Source organism: Shewanella dokdonensis, from assembly GCF_018394335.1.
Taxonomy (GTDB): domain Bacteria; phylum Pseudomonadota; class Gammaproteobacteria; order Enterobacterales; family Shewanellaceae; genus Shewanella; species Shewanella dokdonensis.
This window is the reverse complement of sequence record NZ_CP074572.1, coordinates 3,642,931-3,665,176: the sequence shown is the minus strand read 5'-3', so window position 1 is coordinate 3,665,176 and position 22,246 is coordinate 3,642,931. Positions and strand designations below refer to the sequence as shown.

Genomic DNA, 22,246 nt, shown 5'->3' with positions numbered 1-22,246 from the left:
CGGCAGATGACAGGCGATACTGGTGTTTATAAACAAATTCAACTGCCGATCTCTCATTTTTACTATTGGATGTTGAATTTTAAGACTGTTTTCAGGCTGGTCATGACAATACTCAAGAGTTTGGGCTAGACTGAGCCATTAACACGGCTAACAACTATTTTATAACGTCTTATAACAACTTGAGAGAGGGAAACCATGCCAATGCCATTAAGTCAGGCTTTCATGGGCAACTTCTTGGGGAACTCACCCAAGTGGTACAAGCTTGCAATTCTGTGTTTTTTGATTATCAATCCGATTCTGTTCAGTATTCATCCCTTCCTCGCTGGTTGGCTGTTAGTGGCCGAATTTATCTTTACATTGGCAATGGCATTAAAATGCTATCCGTTACAACCCGGCGGTTTGTTGGCAATTGAAGCCGTGATTATCGGTATGACCAGTCCGAGTCAGGTGTTACATGAGTTAGAAGCCAATATGGAAGTGCTGCTGCTGTTGATCTTTATGGTGGCCGGCATTTACTTTATGAAGCAACTGCTGCTGTATGTGTTCACCAAGATGATCACCAAAGTCCGTTCTAAGATGGCGGTGTCCTTGCTGTTTTGCTTGTCATCAGCGTTTCTGTCGGCGTTTTTGGATGCACTGACCGTTATCGCGGTGATCATTGCCGTAGCGGTAGGTTTTTACTCGATTTACCACAAGGTCGCATCCGGCAAAGATTTCAGCGATGACCACGACCACACGGATGACAGCGATGGTCAGCTCAATGCTGAAGAATTGGAGAATTTTCGCGGTTTCTTGCGTAATCTGCTGATGCACGCGGGGGTTGGTACCGCATTAGGTGGTGTCTGCACCATGGTGGGTGAGCCACAAAACCTGATCATTGCGGCCCAAGCAAACTGGCAATTTGCTGAGTTTGCGCTGCGTATGTCTCCGGTAACCGTTCCTGTGTTACTGATGGGGATTTTGACCTGTGTTGTCGTCGAAAAATTTCATATCTTCGGCTATGGGGCCCAATTACCAGATGCGGTGCATCGTATTCTGGTGGACTTTGCGACCCATGAAGATGACAGTCGGACCACCAAGGACAATGTTAAGTTAGTCATTCAGGCACTGGTTGGTATCTGGCTGATTGTTGGGTTGGCATTCCATCTGGCATCGGTTGGTCTGATCGGTTTGTCGGTGATCATTTTTACAACGGCGTTCAATGGCGTCACTGACGAACATGCCCTTGGTAACGCTTTCAAAGAGGCACTGCCATTTACTGCGCTGTTAGCGGTGTTTTTCTCAGTGGTAGGTGTCATCATCGACCAGCATCTATTTGCCCCCGTTATCCATTGGGCGCTGAGCTACGAAGGTAATGTCCAGCTCGTCATTTTCTATATTGCCAATGGTTTGTTATCTATGGTCAGTGACAACGTGTTTGTTGGCACCGTCTACATCAATGAAGTAAAAGCGGCGCTGATTGACGGGCAAATCACGCGGGATCAATTTGACCTGCTGGCGGTTGCCATTAACACCGGAACCAACCTGCCGTCAGTGGCAACACCTAATGGTCAGGCAGCATTCCTGTTCCTGTTGACATCCGCACTAGCGCCGTTAATCCGCTTGTCTTATGGTCGCATGGTATGGATGGCACTGCCTTACACTATCGTGTTATCTGTTGTTGGGATTTTGTCAATTGAGACGGGGTTTCTAGAGCAAGCAACCCAGTATTTCTATGATTCCCATCTGATCCTGCATCACAGTCTACAAGATGCCCTTAAAGGTGCAGTAGAAGCCAGTGGTCATTAATTTTTTAGAAATTTTTGACTGAACCAAGCCGCTTCAGTAAAGTCTAAAAAGCGCCCGAGATGTCTGGGCGCTTTTTCTTTGGAGCATGGATCTTGATTTCATTACAAAAATTTGCCCATTCCCGCATAAGCTGGCTGGTATTATTGTTGAGCGCAGTAGCCTTAGAACTGTCGGCACTGTTTTTCCAATATGGGATGAAGTTGGATCCCTGTGTGATGTGTATTTATCAACGAGTGGCGGTACTCGGATTAGCTGCCGCCGGGATTGTTGGTTTGATTGCACCAGCATTCAGACCGCTGCGTGTAGCCGCTGCCGTCATCTGGGGCATCAGCGCCGCCTGGGGGTTGAAACTGGCAATCGGCCTTAACGAGTTGCAACAAAACCCTCGCCCTTTGCGACATGCTCGTTTACACCGGATTTTCCCAAGTGGTTTCAACTGCATGATTGGTTGCCGTCGGTATTTATGCCAACCGGGATGTGTTCCGATATTCCTTGGACGTTTCTTAGCGTCACCATGGCACAATGGATGATAGTGATATTTGCGACTTATCTGTTTGCGTTGGCGCTTTATATCTGGCCAATTCTGCGCAGCGCTAAATAAAGCTCAAATGGGGGCATAAGGCTCCCACTCGGGTTAATCCGCGTCCTGCAACGGCCAGATCACTATGTAGTCTTCAAGGTCACGGACGCGGGTTTCATTCACGGTTTTGCCCTTCACAGACATCCCCTTTTTATGCATCTGTTTCTTACTTCCAGTAAGCAGCGGATGCCAACTCGGTAAAGGGCGACCAAGAGATAAACGCCGATAAGCACAGCTGTCTGGTAGCCAATCCAAACTGGCAATGTTCTGTGGTGTAACCGCCGTACATTGGGGGACAATCTCAAAGCGCTGGGAATAATGGCTGCAACTGCAATCTTTATCAGAGAGCAGCTTACAGGCAACATTGGTGTAGTACAGCTTATCGGTTTCATCATCGATAAGTTTATTGAGACAACACTTACCACAGCCATCACACAGCTGTTCCCACTCATCTTGTGTCATCTCATTGAGTGTTTTTGACAACCAGAACGACATCTACGGGTTTACCTACCTAGTGAACGTTTAACTTAATCTATCTGTAGTGCTTTTATCTTTTCTGATAAATGCACGACCGCCAACACCTTATAATCGTCGTGCTGAAACTGTTTTAATGCGCGGTAATTATCATAAATCAGATATTGCCGCCCATTGATACCATCTGGCATTATCAAAGACATCTGCATATCTTTGCGCTGAGGTAACGCCGCACCGTCATAACGCCTGACGCCCACCGCTTGCCAATGTGCAAAATTCGCCAGGTATTGTTCGCCAATGACCGTTGACTTGAGTGTTGCTGGCGCACGAACCTGCCGCCCCCATGTCTGACTACTGTCCCATCCCTGTGACTGCAAACAGTGCGCAATCGTGGCAAACACATCGATAGGGTTGCCCCAAACATCGGCTTTGCCATCGTTATCGCCGTCTGTTCCACAAGCACGGTAGACCGACACAGATAACCGTGCTTGTCCCAGGAGCCCGTTACTATCACTCAGCAATTCTGCTGCGGTATTTCGATGCTGTGCAATTAGCTTGAGTGCTGCAATAACCTCCTTTGTCTCAACTGCAGGTTGTTGCGATTCAAATGCCCGCGATGCCATTACTGACAGTACCGAATATAATGACTCGCGTTCACCATAATCAGAGCTGATGCCCCAGAAAGCCAACACAAAACGCGGTTGTACCTGATATTTGAGCGCTAGTACATCAAACTCTTTTTTATGCGCGAGATATAGCGATTTGGCCGCCACTGCACGTTGTTCCGTTGCTTCGGCGGGCAAATAACTTTCCAACGATCGTACTTTTTCGGTGGTCGGTGCTGCCGCGCGGCGAAACAGTTTGAGGTGGGGAAATTGCGCATTAATCGTCGCATCGTCAATCCCGGCATCCTTGCTCTGCTGTTGCAGTTTTTTCAAAAACGCCGGGAAATCTGCTGTGTCATTAGCATAAGCTGTGATGCACAGACTTATCATCAAACAACCACCAATATACCCAAAGCGTCCCATGTTGCTCCCTTTAATCGGTTGCGGCGCCATTTTGCTGTTGTGCTAACAGTTCTTTCAGCAGATTGACTTGTGGAGGTGGTAATTGTAGATAATAGCCGTTTTGTGTCAGTTCAGCCTTAACCTTGGTAATATCGGCCAAGCCCAGATGCTGCCGCTTCTCAATTGGCAACAACATCACCAACTGTGGCGGCCCAAACACCTCCAATAATGCACTTGGTACATCGTCAAATTTATCTTTCTGTCTGATAAATAAATAGGTATCAGCTTTGCGACTGCTTTTATATACAGCACAGATCATAAGAACACCAATTTCCCCAGGTTAGAACTTGCCAGTAAAATAGCCACACTATAACATGGTTGCCCATTATACGTTGTATGTTAGTGAGCTTCATGCTCAGGCGCCGGAGAATTCCGTCAGGATGCAAAAACCAGCTTTGGAACTGAAAGGTTCCTCCTTCACGTTATCTGTTCTGCATGTTAATACCACTGTTCTTCCACTGTTGCTTCAGGAATTAGATAAAAAACTGGCGCAAGCGCCGCAGTTTTTTATCCATGCTCCCTTAGTGTTGAACTTGAGCGAAATTAATGGTGAAACCATTGAGCTTGAGAAACTGCAACAAGCGATGGCCGAACGGCAGTTGGTGCTGGTTGGAGTGGCTGGTGCCGATCCGCAACAACAGCAACAGGCTGAATCGCTCGGGATTGCGCACCTGAAGATGGGCAAACAAAACCCACTGCCGCCTCCAGCACCACGGATTTGTAAAATTCTTAAGCAGAATATCCGCTCTGGTCAGCAAATTTATGCTAAAGATGGTGACTTAGTGATCTTTGGTGCCGTCAGCAATGGCGCTGAAGTGATTGCCGATGGTAGCATCCATATATATGGCGCCTTACGCGGCAAAGCTATGGCGGGGGCAAATGGTGATACCCATGCCGTTATCATTGCCAAAACGCTGGATGCTGAACTGGTGTCAATCGCTGGGCAATATTGGTTGGCAGAAAATCTGCAACAACATGGCGCCAAAAACAGTGGCTGTATCAGGTTGAATGGTGAATCATTAATTGTCGAAACGCTGCCCGACTGAGGCAGCTACAAAGGATATAACAACACATGGCACAAATTATTGTGGTCACTTCGGGGAAAGGAGGCGTGGGTAAAACCACCTCCAGTGCTGCGATTGCAACCGGCCTGGCACTCAAAGGCCATAAAACGGTGGTGATCGATTTCGATATCGGTCTGCGGAATCTGGACTTAGTCATGGGCTGTGAACGCCGGGTTGTTTATGACTTTGTCAACGTCATCAATGGTGAAGCCAATCTCAATCAGGCGCTGATCAAAGATAAGCGTTGTGACAAGTTATTCATTTTGCCAGCATCGCAAACCCGCGATAAAGATGCACTGACCAAAGAAGGTGTTGGGAAGGTGCTGGAAGATTTAGCAAAAGACTTTGAATTTATCGTGTGTGATTCGCCTGCCGGGATTGAAACTGGTGCGATGATGGCGTTGTACTTTGCCGATACCGCCGTTGTCACCACCAACCCAGAGGTGAGTTCAGTACGCGATTCTGATCGTATCCTCGGCATGCTACAGAGCCGCAGCCGCCGCGCCGAAGAAAATTTAGAACCGATCAAAGAGTATCTATTGTTGACCCGTTATTCACCCGCGCGGGTGAAAACCGGTGAAATGCTCAGTGTTGAGGATGTGCAAGAAATTCTAGCCATCGATCTTCTGGGAGTGATCCCTGAATCACAGGCGGTGCTGAAAGCCTCTAACTCTGGGGTGCCGGTTATTATTGATCAGGAGAGCGACGCTGGTCAGGCCTATACTGATACTGTGAGTCGCCTACTTGGCGAAGATATTCCTTTACGCTTCACCAGTGAAGAGAAAAAGGATTCCTCAAACGTATATTTGGGTAGCTAAATTATGTCTTTACTTGACTATTTCAGAAGCAGCAAGAAAAGCAGTACTGCAGCCACCGCCAAAGAACGACTGCAGATTATTGTCGCCCATCAGCGCTCACAACGGGATACCCCCGATTATCTGCCGTTGATGAAACAGGAAATCATTCAGGTTATCCGTAAATATGTACCGATTTCCGAAGAACAAGTGTCGGTGCAGTTGGATCAAAATGACGATAACCTGTCAGTGCTGGAACTTAACGTTACCCTGCCTGATCATTGATATCTTATTAAACATGACTAAGGCGCCGGATGTGGCGCCTTAGTTTTATCAGCGAGAGAGGCTACAAACTCAGTGCTTGCAGTTTTTCTGCGGCCAGTTCGCCACGCCAACCTTGCAGCAGCAAGGGAAGTTGTCCTTGGCGATTATCCCAATACCACCCCAGATACTCGTTGATATGGCGTTTAGAAGCTAACATTTCTACTGGCACTTGTGCTGATGTGGCAATCTGTTCCAAACAGCCCTTTAGTAGCTTAAACGCTGCTTTATATGCTGGTTTGAGCGCCAGTACATCTATCGGCTCGGGCAAACGGGCATAATCGGTATTGGTAATGATGTTAACCACGTCTTTGGCATAAAAACGCTTTTCCTGATCGGTCAGATCTTTTAGACGCAGCACATCATTCACGGTACGCGGTTGTTTTTTAGCTAAAGCAATCAGCGCATGATCTTTCATCACAAAACCTAACGCTAAATCTTTTTTAATGGCTTTATCCAGCCGCCAAGCCGCTAATCCGCGCAGCACGGCCAGTTCCATCGTCGACAACTGAAAGGCATTTTTAACTTTCAGATAAGCCAGTTCTCGCTCTGGGGGCAATAACCGCCCTTCGGTCATTCTGGCACTTTCTTCCATCGCCCACTGATAGCGCCCTTGCTGTTGCAGCGTTTGTTTCAGTTCAGGAAAGAGTCGGTAAAGATAAAGCACATCATTGGCGGCATAAGTCAACTGTGACTGGGTCAAAGGCCGTCGGATCCAATCGGTTCTCGACTCGCCTTTATCCAGTTCTACGCCTAAATATTGCTGCACTAACTTGGCATATCCCAGACCATGTCCTTGCCCCGCCAGCCCAGCGGCTATTTGGCTGTCCAGGAGCGGCGCAGGCTGGATGCCACCATCATGGGCAAACACTTCCAAGTCTTCACTGCAAGAATGCAGCAACTTGGTGATATGCGGTGCCGTTAATAGTGACCAGAACCCTGACAAGTCATCGATAGCGACCGGATCGATTAACGCTAACGTCTTGCCATCATAGGCTTGGATCAAGCCCAAACGTGCGTAATAGGTGCGAGTGCGAACGAACTCAGTATCTAGTACCAGCAGCTCACTCTGCTGATACTGCTGCAGCACCGGTGCTAATGTGGCGCTGCTGTCAACGTACAGATAATCTTGCAAAACTTACTCCTGTGAAATGGCCGGCAAAGGGCAATAAAAAACCGGCTAGTAGCCGGCTTTTTGGTGTTCTCAGGCGCTTTTCGCTTCGTCCCTGAGTTCCCTGCGCAGGATTTTTCCCACATTGGTCTTCGGCAATTCGTCGCGAAATTCTATCAGTTTTGGCACCTTATAGCCCGTTAAATGCTGGCGACAATGCTGAATAAGCGCTTCTTTGGTTAAAGATTTGTCTCTTGCTACCACAAATACTTTCACCTGCTCACCACTGACCGGATGTGGGACACCCACGGCGGCAACCTCAATGACATCAGGATGCAGTGCTACCACTTCTTCCACTTCATTGGGGAAAACATTAAATCCAGACACGAGGATCATATCTTTCTTGCGATCCACCAGATAGAAAAACCCTTTTCGTCCATATAGCCAATATCGCCCGTTGCCAGCCAGCCATTCTGATCGATAACTTTGGCGGTTTCTTCTGGGCGATTCCAATAACCTGACATCACCTGTGGCCCTTTAGCAAACAGTTCTCCTGCCTGCCCCTGAGCGACTGGACGGCCGTCACTATCGCGCACTTCAATTAAGGTTGAAGGCATAGGCAAGCCGATAGAACCGTTATATCCTTCAATATTGTATGGCGTGCCAGCTACAACTGGCGAAGCTTCTGTCAGGCCATACCCTTCCAGCAGTTTGGTTTTCGTCAGTTTTTGCCATTTTTCAGCAACCGCACGTTGTACGGCCATGCCACCGCCGACACTCAATTTCAGCCGCGAAAAATCCAGTTCAGCAAACTCTGGGTTATTCAACAATGCATTAAACAGCGTATTCACCCCCGTCAACGCAGTGAAGGGAAACTTACGCAATTCAGCAATAAATCCCGGAATATCCCGCGGATTGGTGATCAGTAAATTTTTAGCGCCCTTGTGCATGAACAGGAACAGATTCACGGTAAGCGCAAAAATGTGGTACAGCGGCAAAGCGGTAACCACACTTTCGACCCCATCGGTCAGCAGCGGCGAATAAGCGCCATTAGCCTGTAATACATTTGCCACAACATTACCATGGCTGAGCATAGCGCCTTTGGAAACGCCGGTAGTTCCGCCAGTGTATTGCAAGAAAGCGATATCTTTGCTGTCCATCTGCGGCCTAACATACTGATGTCCTTTCCCCGCCCGCAACGCCTTGCGCATGGAGATAGCCCCAGGTAAGGAATATTTAGGCACCATATGTTTGATGTACTTGACGACAAAGTTGACCAAGGTGCGTTTAGGAACGCCGAGGAGATCACCAATGCCACTGATAATCACATGTTTTATGGGAGTCTGCGCCACTACCTGCTCTAAGGTATTGGCAAAATTTGACACCACCACAATAGCCTTAGCTTCACTGTCTACCAACTGATGCTTTAGTTCGCGTGGTGTGTACAGTGGATTGACATTGACGACCACCAATCCAGCACGCAACACCCCAAAAATAGCGATGGGATACTGCAACAGATTAGGCATCATGATGGCTACTTTATCGCCTTTTTTAATCCGAGATCATGCTGCAAATAGGAAGCAAAGGCGCGACTGCGTTCCTCTAGCTTACTAAAGCTAAGACTCGCGCCCATGTTAATAAAAGCCGCTTGTTCAGCAAACCTGTCCACGGCGGTTTCAAACATCTCTAGGATGGAAGTGAACTGTGCTGCATCTATCTCAGCAGGGACATCAGCTGGCAAGCTATTAATCCAGGGTTGATCCACAAATCTCTCCTAAAATCCGGCTTCAGTGTTACGACACAGCGATGTTAACTGCGCGCTACAGACAAACACTGAACTGAGTTGAGTTCTTATAATTAGCAACCGGTGCCAGAGGTGGCTCTGATGCTATAAATAACGATCAGCAAAAAATCATACGACCGTTTGAATTTTGATCATCATCACATAAAATTGTAGCTTTGCCTAGCCCCTACTTACGCATTTCGACTGGGCAAGGAAGTCCTTGATGATTAAGGCAACTTCCGCTGCATTTCCCATATGCAAATGATGATTTCCGGTCAATTGCACTTTGGTCAAAGACCTAAACCAAGAGGCGGCCTGATGCAATAATTCAGCTAGCGATGTGTATTTCTCTGAGCCTGTCAGCGACAATGAAGCATAGCCTTCAGTCCCCGTGAGTAGCAGCGATGGCACCGCAATTCCCCGCATCAACTGTTCGACTTGTGCCAAACTCAGGCGCTGTGGTGAATCGGTTCTTAGTCGCGGATCTGTCCGCCAATAGCTGCCCACCGCATCTTGTGCCAAATTCCGTTGTAATATCAGGCGGCACCACTGAGGTGCAAGGCCTGTAAGTCGATACCGTGAATCAACCGCTTTTTCCAGCTCAGTGTAATGTCGTGCCTGCTGTAACTTTTCCAGCGTTTGCTGGAAACTCTTTCGCAAGCGCGCTTGCTGGTGATGGATATCTTCAAATAAAGGGGTCAGTGCTTCAATCAGTACCAGTGCGGCAATCCGTTCGGGATAGGCCGCCGTGTAGGCGCTGGCTACAACTCCCCTAGCGAGTGCCCCATCAGAAAAACTGGCCGCTCGTTACCGACAACATTCAGTAAACGGTGTAGATCGTAAAGATAATCAGCCCAGTGAAGCGGATAATGTCCCTGACGCCAAGGCGACAAACCGTGCCCAGGCCAGTCAATTGCTAAGATCCGATAGTCCGCTTGCAAACAGTTGGCGAGCGGTTCAAAGCTGTTAGCGTTATCTAACCAGCCGTGCAATGCAATCAGCAACGGCTTACTGGCATCGCCCCAACACCTTACGGCAACCCTTTGTTCACCAAGATCGATCTCCCCGTTTACGGGGCCGGAAGATTGCCATAGTTCCATGAGTTTGTCAGGCTATCCTTCAAATTTTTATCATTTCCCGCCCCGTAGGGTGCTTAATCAACACTTTTAGCTTGGGCTGAATGCTTGGCAACAACGCGCCAGCACAAGTATAAAGCGCCCAGACCAACGGCAAACCACAGCATGACCCAGATGACTGCGGGAATTAGCGTTATCTTGGCTAATAGTGCCGCATCACCACGCTGCCCAAGTCCTAACAACACGGCTGGGCTTGCCAACGCATTGAGCATCACTATCATGGCGACCAAACGCAGACTTCCCCGTAATAACGTACTGTAGGTAAGCTTCAACGGCAGTAAAAACAACACCGCCAGACTCAGCATGATTGCCATACTTAGCACATCCCGGCTCCATAATAGCAGCGTTAACAAAACCACCGCCCCCAATGCTAGGTAGCTTTGGCGAATCCCTTGTCGTAAACAGGACATCAAAAATAGCAAAGCGCCCCAAAGTGCCGCGCCGGTATAGCCGCTGAAACCGATCAACACTGGCCAACCGCCCTGGCTAAAACACAGACCGGAACCATCAGGGAACAGTTGTATGTGGCTGACGATACCGCCGGAGGCAACAGCCGCGATAGCATGAGATAATTCATGGAAATAGCTTTCAAGCCAATGAAACGGTAGCGATACATATGGCAGACGGGATAACAGCAAGGCTAATAACAGCTCAACAAAAAACTGGGCTTTCCCTGGAATAAGCTGTTGGGAGCGAGGAGCGGATTGCACATCAAGCATAAACATCAACGCCAACCATCTGCGAAATATTATCGCGTTGTTCGGCGTGCTGGGTTAATAGATAAGTAGAAATAGCATTGGAACTGGTGGAGGTATCCTGTTCGTACTCCACTTTTGCCTGATATTTGGCATCCAGCAAATCATGGTCAATATCAACTGAAGGGGTCTCTATCGCCGTTGCTGTTGTCGCAATCTCATTGACGATTTTTTCGCGCGGCTGCGCCAACGGGCGATTGCTGGCAACAGCCTGTGACAGGTTGGGGGTATTGTTCAGTGATACTGTCTGAATACTCATGGCTGCACCGCCAGTTTATTGCGTTAATGCTACCCGTTAAGCCCTACCGGGCAATTTCTTCCAAGCGACCGTATCTCGTAGATACACAGGGGTGAGTTGATCAACCGCGGTCGCATGTCCTTGCTGCCATTCGCTGACAGCAAGGGTAAGCATGGCATCTGCATCAGGATATTTCACGCTTTCCGATAAGGTCAAGTTATCGATGTTAAGAATAAGATCTGGATAGGTTTCAAAGCCGCTACCACAAGCTACAACCGTCTCAGCACCTGTAAAAGGAGACACCAACGCTTGCGGCGCACTCACCTGTTCTTCACCCACCAGCACGGCTAAGCCGTCAACCGCTTCAAAACATCCCCAGTAAATCTCGTTCATACGGGCATCTATGGCACTGATAACATAACGTGCAGATGAGTTATCCATCACCTTCTGCGCCAGCGCCGCCAAGGTGGATATGCCAACCACGGGAATATCTCTCGCTAATGCCAGCCCCTGTGTCATTGAGGTACAGATACGAATGCCGGTAAAACTGCCAGGACCACGGCCGTAAGCAATGAGTCCCACATCTGCCATCGTCAATCCGGCTTGAGACAATAAACCATCGATCATCGGCAGCAATCGCTGGCTATGTTCTCTTGGTGCATCTTCGGCAACTGACTGACGACCATCAGGCCATTGCAAAGCGGCCGAGCAGAGTTCAGTGCAGGTATCCAGCGCCAGAATGACTGGTGGTAGCATTTGATTTGATTTCATCTAGACCTCAGTTGCCAGTAAATCACCACTGGCCGATTTTTAACGGCGGCGATCATACCACCAATCCCTGATAATCCAAGCTTATCGGTCGTATAATGCCCTCTCGGCCTGAAGCCTTGGCTGCGTAGTTCACATTTCACGCATATACATTGACCTGCCACAGCCATCACGAGATGTTTCGTGATATGTTTCAAAGTATCCTTATCTGCCTAGCAGTTATGCTCTGGCTAATTTTCCGGGGCGATTGGCGAACTTTGGATAAAATTGTTTGCCTTAGTGACAAGCCTCATCAGCTAACAAAGGAATTTTCATGTCTGATCAATGTAATCACACTCATACCTTTAAAGCGCCGCTGCGTCGTCTGCGCCGTTTGCGTACTTCAGAAGCTATGCGTGCTATGGTCCGGGAAAACTTTATCTCGCTGGACGATCTGATCCACCCGATTTTTATTGAAGAAGGCATTACTGCCCCGGTTGAAATCCGCACTCTGCCAGGCATCAGCCGTTTTCCAGAGTCCATGTTGGCGCAGGAAATCAAAGAGCTGCAAAAACTTGGCGTTAAGTATGTGATGCCTTTTGGGATCTCCCATCACAAAGATGCTATCGGCAGCGATACCTGGAACGATGAAGGTTTGCTGGCGCGCATGGTGCGCACCATTAAGCAAACCGCGCCGGAAATGATCGTCATCCCAGATATTTGTTTCTGTGAATACACAGATCATGGTCATTGTGGCGTGATTGAACACATCCATGATGATGTGCATGTATGTAACGATGCCACTGTGGAAAATCTGGTAAAACAGGCGATCTGCGCCGCTAAAGCTGGGGCCGACATGCTGGCGCCCTCTGCCATGATGGATGGCCAGATCCGCGCTATGCGTGATGGTTTAGATGCCGCGGGTTATGAAAACGTGTCTATCCTCGCCCACTCAGCTAAATTCGCTTCCGCATTTTATGGCCCATTCCGGGAAGCGGTGGCCAGCGAACTGAAAGGTAACCGTAAAGGTTATCAACTAGATTGCGCTGATGGCCGCCAAGCCATGGTGGAAGCGCTGTTGGACGAAGAAGAAGGTGCCGATATCCTGATGGTAAAACCGGGCACACCTTATCTGGACGTATTAGCGCGTCTGCGTGACCGCACTGATCTGCCGTTGGCGGCTTATCATGTGGGTGGCGAATATGCCAGTATCAAGTTTGCCGCACTGGCTGGGGCGCTGGATGAACGCGCCGTGGTGACTGAAAGCTTTATTGGCTTCAAACGTGCGGGGGCTAGCCTGATTGTGAGCTACTACACTAAACAATTTGCTGAATGGCTGGCAGCTGACAAAAACGCTTAAGCCTTAAGCGCTCAATGATCCAAAGAGGAGGCAGTAGTCTCCTCTTTTTCGTTGTTTTATCCCGTCTGGAAATACGTTGCTAACATCCCTCGCCAGCACTGTCTTCAAATCCAAAAGTTTTAAATATCATCCTGCTCGATAACTATTTTATCTGTTGCAGAAATTTTATCGCCTGGTCAAGGCTACGGGTTCTCGCCATAGGTGGCAAAGAATTCAAAAAGGCACTGCCATATGGGCGATTAACAATACGGTTATCGCACAGGATCAGCACTCCTCGGTCGTGTTCATCACGGATCAACCGGCCAAAACCCTGCTTTAAGGCAATCACCGCCTGAGGCAAAGAGATATCATTAAAAGGATCGCCACCGCGCCGATGTAATTCAGCCGCACGGGCACGATAAAGATTATCATCTGGCGACACAAACGGCAGTTTATCAATGATCACACAAGACAACAGATGCCCACGAACATCCACCCCTTCCCAGAAACTGCCGGTGCCCAGCAATACCGCGTTACCCAATTGCCGAAATTTTTTCAGCAGGCTCTGTTTGCCAGCACTGCCCTGCACTAACAGTGGATAGCTACAACGGCCTCGTAACGCTAACGCCACGCGCTCCAACATCCGATGGCTGGTAAACAAAATAAATGTCCGGCCTTTGGCCGCATTGACCGCTTGTAAACAGATACTGACCAACCGCTGTAACTGATAATCAGAGTCACTGCGCACATCCGCCAGTTGCCTTGGCACACAGAATAGTGCCTGTTGCTGATAGTCAAACGGACTGTCGAGGATCATTTCACGGCACCCCGTCAACCCCAGACCCACAGCGAAATGTCGCAACTCGCGGTTCACCTGCAAGGTTGCCGAGGTGAACACCCAACGACAATCCGCATTGAATAACTGCTGGCATTCACGGGTAACATCAATGGGCGCCATACGCAGCATAGGCAAACGCCCGGTTAATTCTAATGAATAGGCGGCACTGGGGTTGTCACACTCCAGAAACTGCTGCAATTTTGCCAGATATTCCAGCCATTTCTCAAAACAGTCATCCAGCAGTTCACTGCGGCCAACATGTGCCAGCAACAGCCGTTGTAACGCCTGAAATTCCTCGAGTAACTGCCAACTGCGTCCGGCTAATACTTTGTCTGCTAACAATAACCGCCAGTCACTTTGTCCGCTTTGCAGACACGCCTGCGCCCAGTCGGCTAAACGGCTCATGCAGCGCCGGGCCAACTCGCCAAGTTGCGCCGTATCGCGCAATTCATTGAGATAAACCTCTTCAATGCGTGCCAACAAGCGATCCATTGCCGTCAACGACAATTGCTGGCCGAAATAGCTCACGGCAATATCCGGTAATTGATGTGCTTCATCAAACACCAGCATGTCAGCTTGGGGTAATAACTCGGCAAAACCTGTGTCTTTCAACACCCAATCGGCAAAAAATAGATGGTGATTAATGACAATAATCTTGGCATCCAGCGTTTTTAAACGGGCTTTGCGGGTAAAGCAGTGTTCAAAAAATGGGCAGCGTTTACCAATACAGCTTTCACGGGTTGAGGCCACCAGCCCTAGCGCGAGTGATTGTTCAGAAACGGTCGCAATCATCCCTAAATCACCGTCACTGCTGGCGGCAGCCCATTGCTGTATTCGCAGCAGATCATCTAAGGTTTGGCTATCCAGACTTTGCGCACTGTCTAGCTGCTGTTGCAAACGTAACTGGCACAGATAATTATTGCGTCCTTTAAGCAAGGCCACCTTAGGCGCAATATCCAGCATGGTGAGAAGTGCCGGAATATCTTTATAGAACAGTTGTTCCTGCAGATTCTTACTGCCGGTGGAAACAATCACCTGCTTGCCCGATAACAACGCAGGGATCAGGTAACCAAAGGTTTTGCCTACCCCGGTTCCAGCTTCCAGCACCAGTTTCGCGGCCGGCTGTTCAAGGGTTTCAGCCACTGCCACCGCCATCTGCAATTGTTGTGGCCTAGGTTTATAGCCAGAAATCCCCTGCGCCAGCACGCCCGCCTGAGAAAATGCCAGATTAACTTCTTTTACTAAACGGCTGATGCTAACACTCCGCGCACTTGGGACTGCTTGTTAATAACTGGCATTATCCTGAATTCCTCGAACACAGCAAGCGGCGCAACATTAAGGATGTACATTAATGGGTTGGGGTTGTTTAAAATGCATGACGATGCACACTTAAAATTTGCAAATTAAATGTTGCAAATACTAAACAAAGGGGTTAGCTTAAACCCCACACCGATGTGGTAGATAAATTTACCCATCAAATCAAACGAATTTAGGAATGAATTAATGAGTCAGCGTCAGTTTGCTATCCACCATCATCATCACGAGCGGTAGCCTTCGGAGCTGACTGCCGGAGGTATAATCCTTCTGGCGGTTGATTCAAACGACTTAACACCCCGGAAGGAATTCCGGGGTGTTTTGTTTTAAGCGTTAAAACTTTTGAATCAACAATCAGGAAATTGCCAGCATGACCAACCGATTAAGAATTGCTATCCAAAAATCTGGACGTTTGTCCGAAGAATCACAAAAACTACTGAAAAAATGCGGTGTTAAGTTCACTGTTAATGAACAGCGACTGATAGCCCATGCCGATAACATGCCTATCGATCTGTTGCGAGTTCGTGACGATGATATTCCAGGGCTAGTGATGGATGGTGTGGTTGATCAGGGATCATTGGCGAAAATGTGCTGGAAGAAGAAGAAATCGAGCGCCAAAGCCTAGGCATGCCTTCTGAATATCAGAAGTTAAAACAGTTGGACTTTGGCGGTTGCCGTTTATCACTGGCAGTCCCGAAAGAGTTTGCTTACCAAGATGCCTACTCGCTTGAAGGTCTGCGTATCGCCACCTCTTACCCCAACCTGTTGCGCCGTTTTATGCAGAATAAAGGCATAAATTTTCGCAGCTGTCTGTTAAAAGGTTCTGTGGAAGTTGCGCCTCGTGCAGGGCTGGCTGACGGCATCTGTGATCTGGTATCCACAGGCGCGACGCTGGAAGCCAACGGTCTGTACGAAACCGAAGTTATCTACCGCTCAATGGCCTGTATTATTCAATCGCAACAACCTCAATCTGATGAAAAGCAGCAACTCATTGATACACTGATGAGCCGCATTAACGGCGTGATCCGCGCGCGTGGCAGCAAGTACATCCTACTGCATGCCCCAGTAGATGCGCTGGAACAGGTAGTAGCCCTATTGCCAGGCGCGGAAAACCCCACTGTACTACCACTCAAAAATGACAGTAGCCGGGTTGCGGTTCATGCCGTCAGCAGTGAAGATCTGTTCTGGGATACCATGGAGCAGTTGACCTCTCTGGGTGCCAGTTCCATTCTGGTGATGCCAATTGAAAAAATGATGGGGTAATCGTGATGCAAACCCTCAACTGGAATCAACTTGATACTGAAGCACAAACCGCTTCACTGCGCCGCTCGCCACTGGTGGGTGACAATACGCTGGAGCAGCAGGTTAGCGAGATTATTAGTACCGTGCGGCAACGTGGTGATGCGGCGCTGCGCGAATACAGCCTACGTTTTGATAAAGCAACCATTCAAGATATCCGCTTATCCGATGCCCAAATCAATGCGGCATCAGCGCGGGTCAGTGATGAACTGAAAGCGGCGATTCAGGTGGCGATGGCCAATATTCGTCGTTTCCATGAAGCGCAGCAACCCGCCACTATTGCACTGGATACTCAGGCAGGGATCCGCTGTGAACTTCACAGCGAAGCGATTGCAGCGGTCGGGCTGTACATTCCCGGCGGTAGCGCCCCTTGATCTCTACCGTGATGATGCTGGCCTTGCCCGCCAGTATCGCCGGTTGTGAACGTCGCGTACTGGTGAGTCCTCCGCCAATCGATGATGCTATTGTTTATGCCGCAACCGCGTGTGGAGTAAATGAAATTTATCAAGTAGGTGGCGCGCAGGCGATTGCAGCGCTGGCATTTGGCACCGAATCGATTACCCCAGTAGACAAGATTTTTGGCCCAGGCAACCGTTATGTGACTGAAGCCAAAAGCCAGGTTTCCCGGGATAATCAAGCCTGTGTCAGCATTGATATGCCAGCGGGGCCGTCTGAGGTATTAGTTATCGCCGATACCAAGGCCAATCCAGTATTTGTTGCGGCAGATCTGCTATCACAAGCGGAACATGGCCCAGATTCACAAGTGATGTTGGTGACGGATAGCGAATCGGTAGCCACCGCAGTGGCACAAGAAGTTGAGCGCCAGTTAGCCGCCTTGCCCCGGGCAGAAATCGCCCGCAAAGCACTGTTTTGCAGCAGAACCTTGATTGTAAAAGATATGCAGCAAGCAGCTCAGGTATCGAACCGTTATGGCCCTGAACACTTAATCTTGCAAACTCAGCAACCACGTGAATTACTTAAAAGTATTCGCGCTGCGGGTTCTGTATTTGTCGGCCCTTATACACCTGAATCTGTGGGTGATTACGCCAGTGGTACCAATCACGTATTACCCACCTATGGCTACAGCCGCACAGTTTCTAGTCTCTCGTTAGCAGACTTCTGCCGCCGTTTCACAGTACAGGAATTATCCGCAGCTGGACTACAAGGACTGGGCAGTACCGTCATGACACTCGCCGCCGCCGAACAACTGGATGCCCACAAAAATGCCGTGGCTTTGCGTCTGGCCACCCTTAATACTGCTGGAGAAGTCAAATGAGTGAGTCAACGTTGAATCTGGCACAGCGGCTGGCGCGTCCAGAACTTTTGACACTTGAGCCATACCAGAGTGCCCGTCGTATTGGTGGGCATGGGGATATCTGGATCAACGCGAATGAAAGTCCTTTTAATCATACCGATTTGCCACGGTTGAACCGCTATCCTGAATGTCAACCGCCAGCGCTCATTGCGGCTTACAGCCGTTACGTAGGCGTTGCTAGTCAACGTATAGTGTGCAGCCGCGGTGCCGATGAAGCCATTGAGCTATTGATCCGTACTTTCTGTATTCCAGGTAAAGACAGCATCGCCCTCTTTGGCCCCACTTACGGCATGTATGGTATTAGTGCCCGCACCTTTAATGTTGGCGTGGTTTCGATGTCGCTGACATCCGACTATGGATTGCCAGACGATCTCAGTGCAGTGAAAGGTTGTAAGCTGGTGTATATCTGCAATCCCAATAACCCTACCGGCACCTTACTTAGCCCCGGTGTTATTGAAAAAGTCCTAGAGACATTGCCTGAACAGTTGGTGGTAGTCGATGAGGCCTATATCGAATTCAGTCCAGAATACTCAGTGATTAACCTGCTCGACAAATACCCTAATCTGGTGATCCTGCGAACACTTTCCAAGGCGTTTGCCTTAGCCGGCGCGCGTTGCGGCTTTACCTTAGCCTCAGCCGATATCATCGCCATGATCATGCTCGTCATTGCCCCCTACCCGGTTCCGTTACCTGTGTCGCTACTGGCAGAGCAAGCCCTCAGTGCTGAAGGCGTCGCCCAGATGCGTGCCGATGTCAAACGGCTGCGACAGCAAGGGCAGCGGCTGGCAGAATGTCTGGAACAGCTGGGAGCCAGAGTGCTGCCAAGTGGCGCGAACTTTGTCCAAGCATATTTTGATGACATCCAAACGGTAGCCCAAGGGCTTAAAGATGCTGGAATTGTTGCCAGAGCTTATAAAGATCCGCGCTTAGCCGATGCCATTCGCTTTAGCTATAGCGATGAGCATGAGACCGAGCAGATCATTGCCGCACTGGAAAACATTCTGAATTAACCGCCCTACACAGATACCGGCCAACCGGTACAAGGTAAACCCATGAGCCAAAAGATACTTTTTATTGACCGTGACGGTACGCTGGTGGAAGAACCGGCCATTGATAAACAACTCGATAGACTCGACAAATTGGTATTTGAGCCACAGGTGATCCCGGCGTTGCTCAAATTGCAAAACGCCGGTTTTAAGCTGGTGATGGTATCCAATCAGGATGGTCTGGGGACAGAGGCTTTCCCGCAAGCAGACTTTGATGCCCCTCATAATCTGATGATGCAGATTTTCACCAGCCAAGGCGTGACCTTCGATGATGTGCTTATCTGTCCACACTTTCCCGGTGATAACTGCAGTTGTCGCAAACCCAAACTGGGATTGGTAAAAGATTACCTCATCGGCGGTAAAATTGATTTTACTCGTTCGGCAGTAATTGGTGATCGGGCAACCGATGTGGCACTGGCGGATGCGATGGGGCTTAAAAGCTTTCAATATCAGCGTGATGTATTAGGCTGGCAACAGATTGCCGATGCCCTGTTGTCACGCCACCGCAGCGCCGAAGTGGTGCGCACAACACGAGAAACTGACATCCGTGTTACCGTGGATTTAGATAATCCCGGGCACAACAGCATCAATACTGGAATTGGTTTTTTTGATCACATGCTGGATCAGATTGCCACCCACGGCAATTTCCGTTTAAGTGTGCAGGTCAAAGGCGATCTGCACATTGATGATCACCATAGCGTGGAAGATACCGGATTGGCGTTAGGCGATGCCCTACGGCAGGCCTTGGGAGACAAACGAGGCATCGGCCGTTTCGGTTTCAGCTTACCGATGGATGAAGCCCGTGGCGAATGTTTACTGGATCTCTCGGGGCGGCCGTTTATTAAGTTCAACGCCAACTTTAACCGTGACAAAGTGGGCGAATTGGCCACCGAGATGGTGCCACACTTTTTCCGCTCCTTTGCCGATGGTTTGCGTTGTACGCTGCACATTGGCTGCGACGGTGACAATGAACATCATAAGGTGGAAGCCCTGTTTAAAGCCCTGGGCCGCGCACTAAGACAAGCCATTCGGGTAGAAGGTGATGCCCTGCCTTCAAGTAAAGGAGTCTTGTGATGAGCGAAACTGTCATTATTGATACCGGCTGTGCCAATCTCAGCTCGGTGCGTTTTGCCTTTGAACGGCTAGGGGCCGATGTCAGTATCAGCGATGATCCTGCGGTGATCACAGCTGCCACCCGAGTGATCCTACCGGGTGTCGGTAGTGCGCCAGCGGCGATGCAGTCCATCCGCCAAAAACACTTAGTAGAAGTGATCCAAAGCCTGACGCAGCCAGTGCTTGGCGTGTGTCTGGGCATGCAGCTGATGACCGAATACTCCACTGAACGTGGCGAAAAAGATCAAGACACTCAGTGTCTGGGGTTAATTCCAACGTCGGTGCGTGAACTCGATACCCAGCAACTGCCAACACCCCATATGGGATGGAATCAGTTGTCACCAGTACAGAAAAATCAGCAACCACATCCGTTATTTGCGGGAGTTAGCGAAGGCGACTTCGTCTATTTTGTGCATTCATTTTGCGCCCCGGTCAGCGATTACAGTATCGCCCTCAGTGACTATGGTGAGCCGTTTAGCGCCGCCATTGCCAACGGCAACTTTATGGGGGTGCAGTTCCATCCGGAAAAAGTGCCGCCGTTGGCAGTCGCATTCTGCAAAATTTCCTGAAAATGTCCAAAGCAACGCTCAGCGGAGGTGCCGCATGATTATTCCCGCCATTGATCTGATTGATGGTCAGGTGGTGCGCCTCTATCAGGGCGACTATGAGCAACAGACCACTTTCGCTTACAGTCCTTTGGAACAGTTGCAATCCTACGAACGCCAAGGTGCTAAATTGCTGCATCTAGTGGATCTTACCGGTGCGAAAGATCCGCAAAAACGCCAGACCGCATTGATTGCCCAACTCGCCGCCGGACTACAGACACCGTTACAGGTTGGCGGTGGCATCCGTAGCCATGCGCAAGTAAAGGAGTTGCTGCAATCGGGGGTTTACCGAGTAGTGATTGGTTCATTAGCAGTGAAACAGCCCGAATTAGTCAAACAGTGGTTTACCGAGTTTGGGGCTGAACGCATCTGTCTGGCACTGGATGTCAATATTGACGCAAACGGCAATAAAGTCGTAGCGGTCTCCGGTTGGCAAAGTGGTGGCGGTAAAACACTGGAATCGCTAGTGGCTGAATTTACACCATTTGGTCTCAAACATGCGCTGGTGACCGATATCAGCCGCGATGGCACCATGACAGGCGCGAACAATGCGCTCTATCATGAGTTAGCCAGCAGTTATCCTAAAATTCGCTGGCAGGCATCGGGCGGTATCGCCTCATTAACCGATGTCGCCGCCGTACGCGACAGTGGTGTCAGTGGCATTATTATCGGCAAAGCGTTACTCACTCAACAATTTACCGTCACGGAGGCAATCCAATGTTGGCCAAACGCATAGTTCCCTGTCTGGATGTCAAAGCCGGAAAAGTGGTCAAGGGCGTGCAATTCCGTAACCATGAGATTGTCGGTGATATTGTGCCACTCGCGCAGCGTTACGCCGCAGAAGGTGCCGATGAGCTGGTGTTTTATGATATTACTGCCAGTGCTCACGACCGCACAGTGGATAAGTCCTGGGTCAGCCGGGTAGCACAGCAGATAGATATCCCCTTCTGTGTCGCCGGCGGTATCCGCTCCATCGAGCAAGCCCGAGAAATTCTGGCGTTTGGTGCCGATAAAATCTCCATCAACTCTCCGGCATTATCTGATCCCAGTCTGATCCGCCGCTTGCACGATGAATTTGGTCGGCAGTGTGTGGTCGTCGGTATCGATTCCTTCTATGATGCCGCCAGTGATAGTTATAAAGTGAAACAGTTTACCGGTGATGAAGCCGCCACCCGCGATACCCAGTGGTACACGCTGGACTGGGTGGAAGAAGCACAGCAGCAAGGCTGTGGCGAAATTGTCCTCAATGTGATGAATCAGGATGGTGTACGCCAAGGTTATGACATCAATCAATTATCCAAGGTGCGTAGCGTTTGCGACGTGCCGTTAATCGCCTCCGGTGGTGCGGGTGCCATGGAACATTTTCGCGAGGTATTTCTTGAGGCTGCCGTTGATGCCGCATTAGCTGCCAGTGTGTTCCATAAAGGTATTATTCCGATCCCAGAGTTAAAACAGTATTTGCGTAATGCGGGTATCTGTATCCGCAACGACCAACCGCTGCAAGCATAAACAGGAAGTA

General features: G+C 49.4%; 16 protein-coding genes and 7 pseudogenes. 13 read left to right on the top strand and 10 right to left on the bottom strand.

Annotation, left to right across the window (positions count from 1 at the left end):
- Positions 1-195 precede the first annotated feature (195 nt).
- Positions 196-1,788: a sodium/proton antiporter NhaB gene (nhaB, locus tag KHX94_RS17595; RefSeq protein ID WP_213681593.1), complete on the top strand. Its 1,593-nt coding sequence runs from the start codon at positions 196-198 to the stop codon at positions 1,786-1,788.
- Between the two features lie 59 nt (positions 1,789-1,847).
- Positions 1,848-2,389 (top strand): annotated as a pseudogene (gene dsbB / locus KHX94_RS17590) (disulfide bond formation protein DsbB).
- A gap of 33 nt (positions 2,390-2,422) precedes the next feature.
- Here the strand turns inward: dsbB and KHX94_RS17585 are convergent.
- The 3 genes from KHX94_RS17585 to KHX94_RS17575 are packed head-to-tail and all read right to left on the bottom strand — an operon-like array spanning position 2,423 to position 4,168.
- Positions 2,423-2,863, bottom strand: a complete 441-nt coding sequence (locus tag KHX94_RS17585) for a YcgN family cysteine cluster protein (protein WP_213681592.1) — start codon at positions 2,861-2,863, stop codon at positions 2,423-2,425.
- Positions 2,864-2,895: 32 nt separating this feature from the next.
- Complete coding sequence (locus KHX94_RS17580; protein ID WP_213681591.1) at positions 2,896-3,870, bottom strand: lytic murein transglycosylase; 975 nt, start codon at positions 3,868-3,870, stop codon at positions 2,896-2,898.
- 10 nt (positions 3,871-3,880) lie between these two features.
- Positions 3,881-4,168 (bottom strand): YcgL domain-containing protein, encoded by a 288-nt coding sequence (locus KHX94_RS17575; protein WP_213681590.1) that lies wholly within the window; start codon positions 4,166-4,168, stop codon positions 3,881-3,883.
- A gap of 121 nt (positions 4,169-4,289) precedes the next feature.
- Here KHX94_RS17575 and minC point away from each other — a divergent pair, with 121 nt between their 5' ends.
- The 3 genes and pseudogenes from minC to minE all read left to right on the top strand — a co-directional run bounded on the left by minC (position 4,290) and on the right by minE (position 6,052).
- Positions 4,290-4,955 carry a septum site-determining protein MinC gene (minC, locus tag KHX94_RS17570; RefSeq protein ID WP_213681589.1) on the top strand — a complete coding sequence of 222 codons (666 nt, stop codon included), beginning with the start codon at positions 4,290-4,292 and terminating at the stop codon, positions 4,953-4,955.
- Between the two features lie 26 nt (positions 4,956-4,981).
- Positions 4,982-5,787: pseudogene (gene minD / locus KHX94_RS17565) on the top strand (septum site-determining protein MinD).
- A 7-nt stretch (positions 5,788-5,794) separates the two neighbouring features.
- A complete protein-coding gene (gene minE, locus KHX94_RS17560; protein ID WP_133040066.1) occupies positions 5,795-6,052 on the top strand; it encodes a cell division topological specificity factor MinE in 258 nt (85 codons plus the stop codon).
- 61 nt (positions 6,053-6,113) lie between these two features.
- Here minE and rnd read toward each other — a convergent pair whose 3' ends face one another.
- The 6 genes and pseudogenes from rnd to tsaB all read right to left on the bottom strand — a co-directional run bounded on the left by rnd (position 6,114) and on the right by tsaB (position 11,882).
- On the bottom strand, positions 6,114-7,223 hold the full coding sequence (gene rnd, locus KHX94_RS17555) for a ribonuclease D (protein WP_213681587.1): 1,110 nt from the start codon (positions 7,221-7,223) through the stop codon (positions 6,114-6,116).
- 69 nt (positions 7,224-7,292) lie between these two features.
- Positions 7,293-8,964: pseudogene (gene fadD, locus KHX94_RS17550) on the bottom strand (long-chain-fatty-acid--CoA ligase FadD).
- Between the two features lie 198 nt (positions 8,965-9,162).
- Positions 9,163-10,082, bottom strand: a pseudogene (locus KHX94_RS17545) (alpha/beta fold hydrolase).
- A gap of 53 nt (positions 10,083-10,135) precedes the next feature.
- Positions 10,136-10,843, bottom strand: a complete 708-nt coding sequence (locus KHX94_RS17540) for a M50 family metallopeptidase (protein ID WP_425314022.1) — start codon at positions 10,841-10,843, stop codon at positions 10,136-10,138.
- On the bottom strand, positions 10,830-11,132 hold the full coding sequence (locus KHX94_RS17535) for a hypothetical protein (RefSeq protein WP_213681586.1): 303 nt from the start codon (positions 11,130-11,132) through the stop codon (positions 10,830-10,832). The genes KHX94_RS17540 and KHX94_RS17535 overlap by 14 nt, the downstream gene beginning before the upstream one ends.
- A 36-nt stretch (positions 11,133-11,168) precedes the next feature.
- A complete protein-coding gene (gene tsaB / locus KHX94_RS17530; protein WP_213681585.1) occupies positions 11,169-11,882 on the bottom strand; it encodes a tRNA (adenosine(37)-N6)-threonylcarbamoyltransferase complex dimerization subunit type 1 TsaB in 714 nt (237 codons plus the stop codon).
- 310 nt (positions 11,883-12,192) lie between these two features.
- On the opposite strand from tsaB, the gene hemB reads away from it, so the two are divergent.
- Positions 12,193-13,218, top strand: a complete 1,026-nt coding sequence (gene hemB, locus KHX94_RS17525) for a porphobilinogen synthase (RefSeq protein WP_213681584.1) — start codon at positions 12,193-12,195, stop codon at positions 13,216-13,218.
- A gap of 142 nt (positions 13,219-13,360) precedes the next feature.
- Here hemB and yoaA read toward each other — a convergent pair whose 3' ends face one another.
- Entirely contained in the window at positions 13,361-15,289 is a 1,929-nt protein-coding gene (gene yoaA, locus KHX94_RS17520) for a DNA repair helicase YoaA (protein ID WP_213683507.1), read from the bottom strand.
- A 430-nt stretch (positions 15,290-15,719) separates the two neighbouring features.
- On the opposite strand from yoaA, the pseudogene hisG reads away from it, so the two are divergent.
- The 7 genes and pseudogenes from hisG to hisF all read left to right on the top strand — a co-directional run bounded on the left by hisG (position 15,720) and on the right by hisF (position 22,236).
- A pseudogene (gene hisG, locus KHX94_RS17515) lies at positions 15,720-16,612 on the top strand (ATP phosphoribosyltransferase).
- Positions 16,613-16,617: 5 nt separating this feature from the next.
- Positions 16,618-17,924, top strand: a pseudogene (hisD, locus tag KHX94_RS17510) (histidinol dehydrogenase).
- Complete coding sequence (hisC, locus tag KHX94_RS17505) at positions 17,921-18,973, top strand: histidinol-phosphate transaminase (RefSeq protein ID WP_213681583.1); 1,053 nt, start codon at positions 17,921-17,923, stop codon at positions 18,971-18,973. The pseudogene hisD and the gene hisC overlap by 4 nt, the downstream one beginning before the upstream one ends.
- Before the next feature lie 42 nt (positions 18,974-19,015).
- The gene (hisB, locus tag KHX94_RS17500) at positions 19,016-20,083 is read left to right on the top strand and encodes a bifunctional histidinol-phosphatase/imidazoleglycerol-phosphate dehydratase HisB (protein ID WP_213681582.1); all 1,068 of its coding nucleotides are present in this window, start codon (positions 19,016-19,018) and stop codon (positions 20,081-20,083) included.
- Positions 20,083-20,729, top strand: a pseudogene (hisH, locus tag KHX94_RS17495) (imidazole glycerol phosphate synthase subunit HisH). The gene hisB and the pseudogene hisH overlap by 1 nt, the downstream one beginning before the upstream one ends.
- The gene (gene hisA / locus KHX94_RS17490) at positions 20,726-21,463 is read left to right on the top strand and encodes a 1-(5-phosphoribosyl)-5-[(5-phosphoribosylamino)methylideneamino]imidazole-4-carboxamide isomerase (RefSeq protein ID WP_213681581.1); all 738 of its coding nucleotides are present in this window, start codon (positions 20,726-20,728) and stop codon (positions 21,461-21,463) included. Before hisH ends, hisA begins: the two are co-directional and overlap by 4 nt.
- Positions 21,445-22,236, top strand: coding sequence for an imidazole glycerol phosphate synthase subunit HisF (hisF, locus tag KHX94_RS17485; RefSeq protein ID WP_213681580.1), 792 nt, complete (start codon positions 21,445-21,447; stop codon positions 22,234-22,236). Before hisA ends, hisF begins: the two co-directional genes overlap by 19 nt.
- The last annotated feature ends 10 nt before the right edge of the window (positions 22,237-22,246 follow it).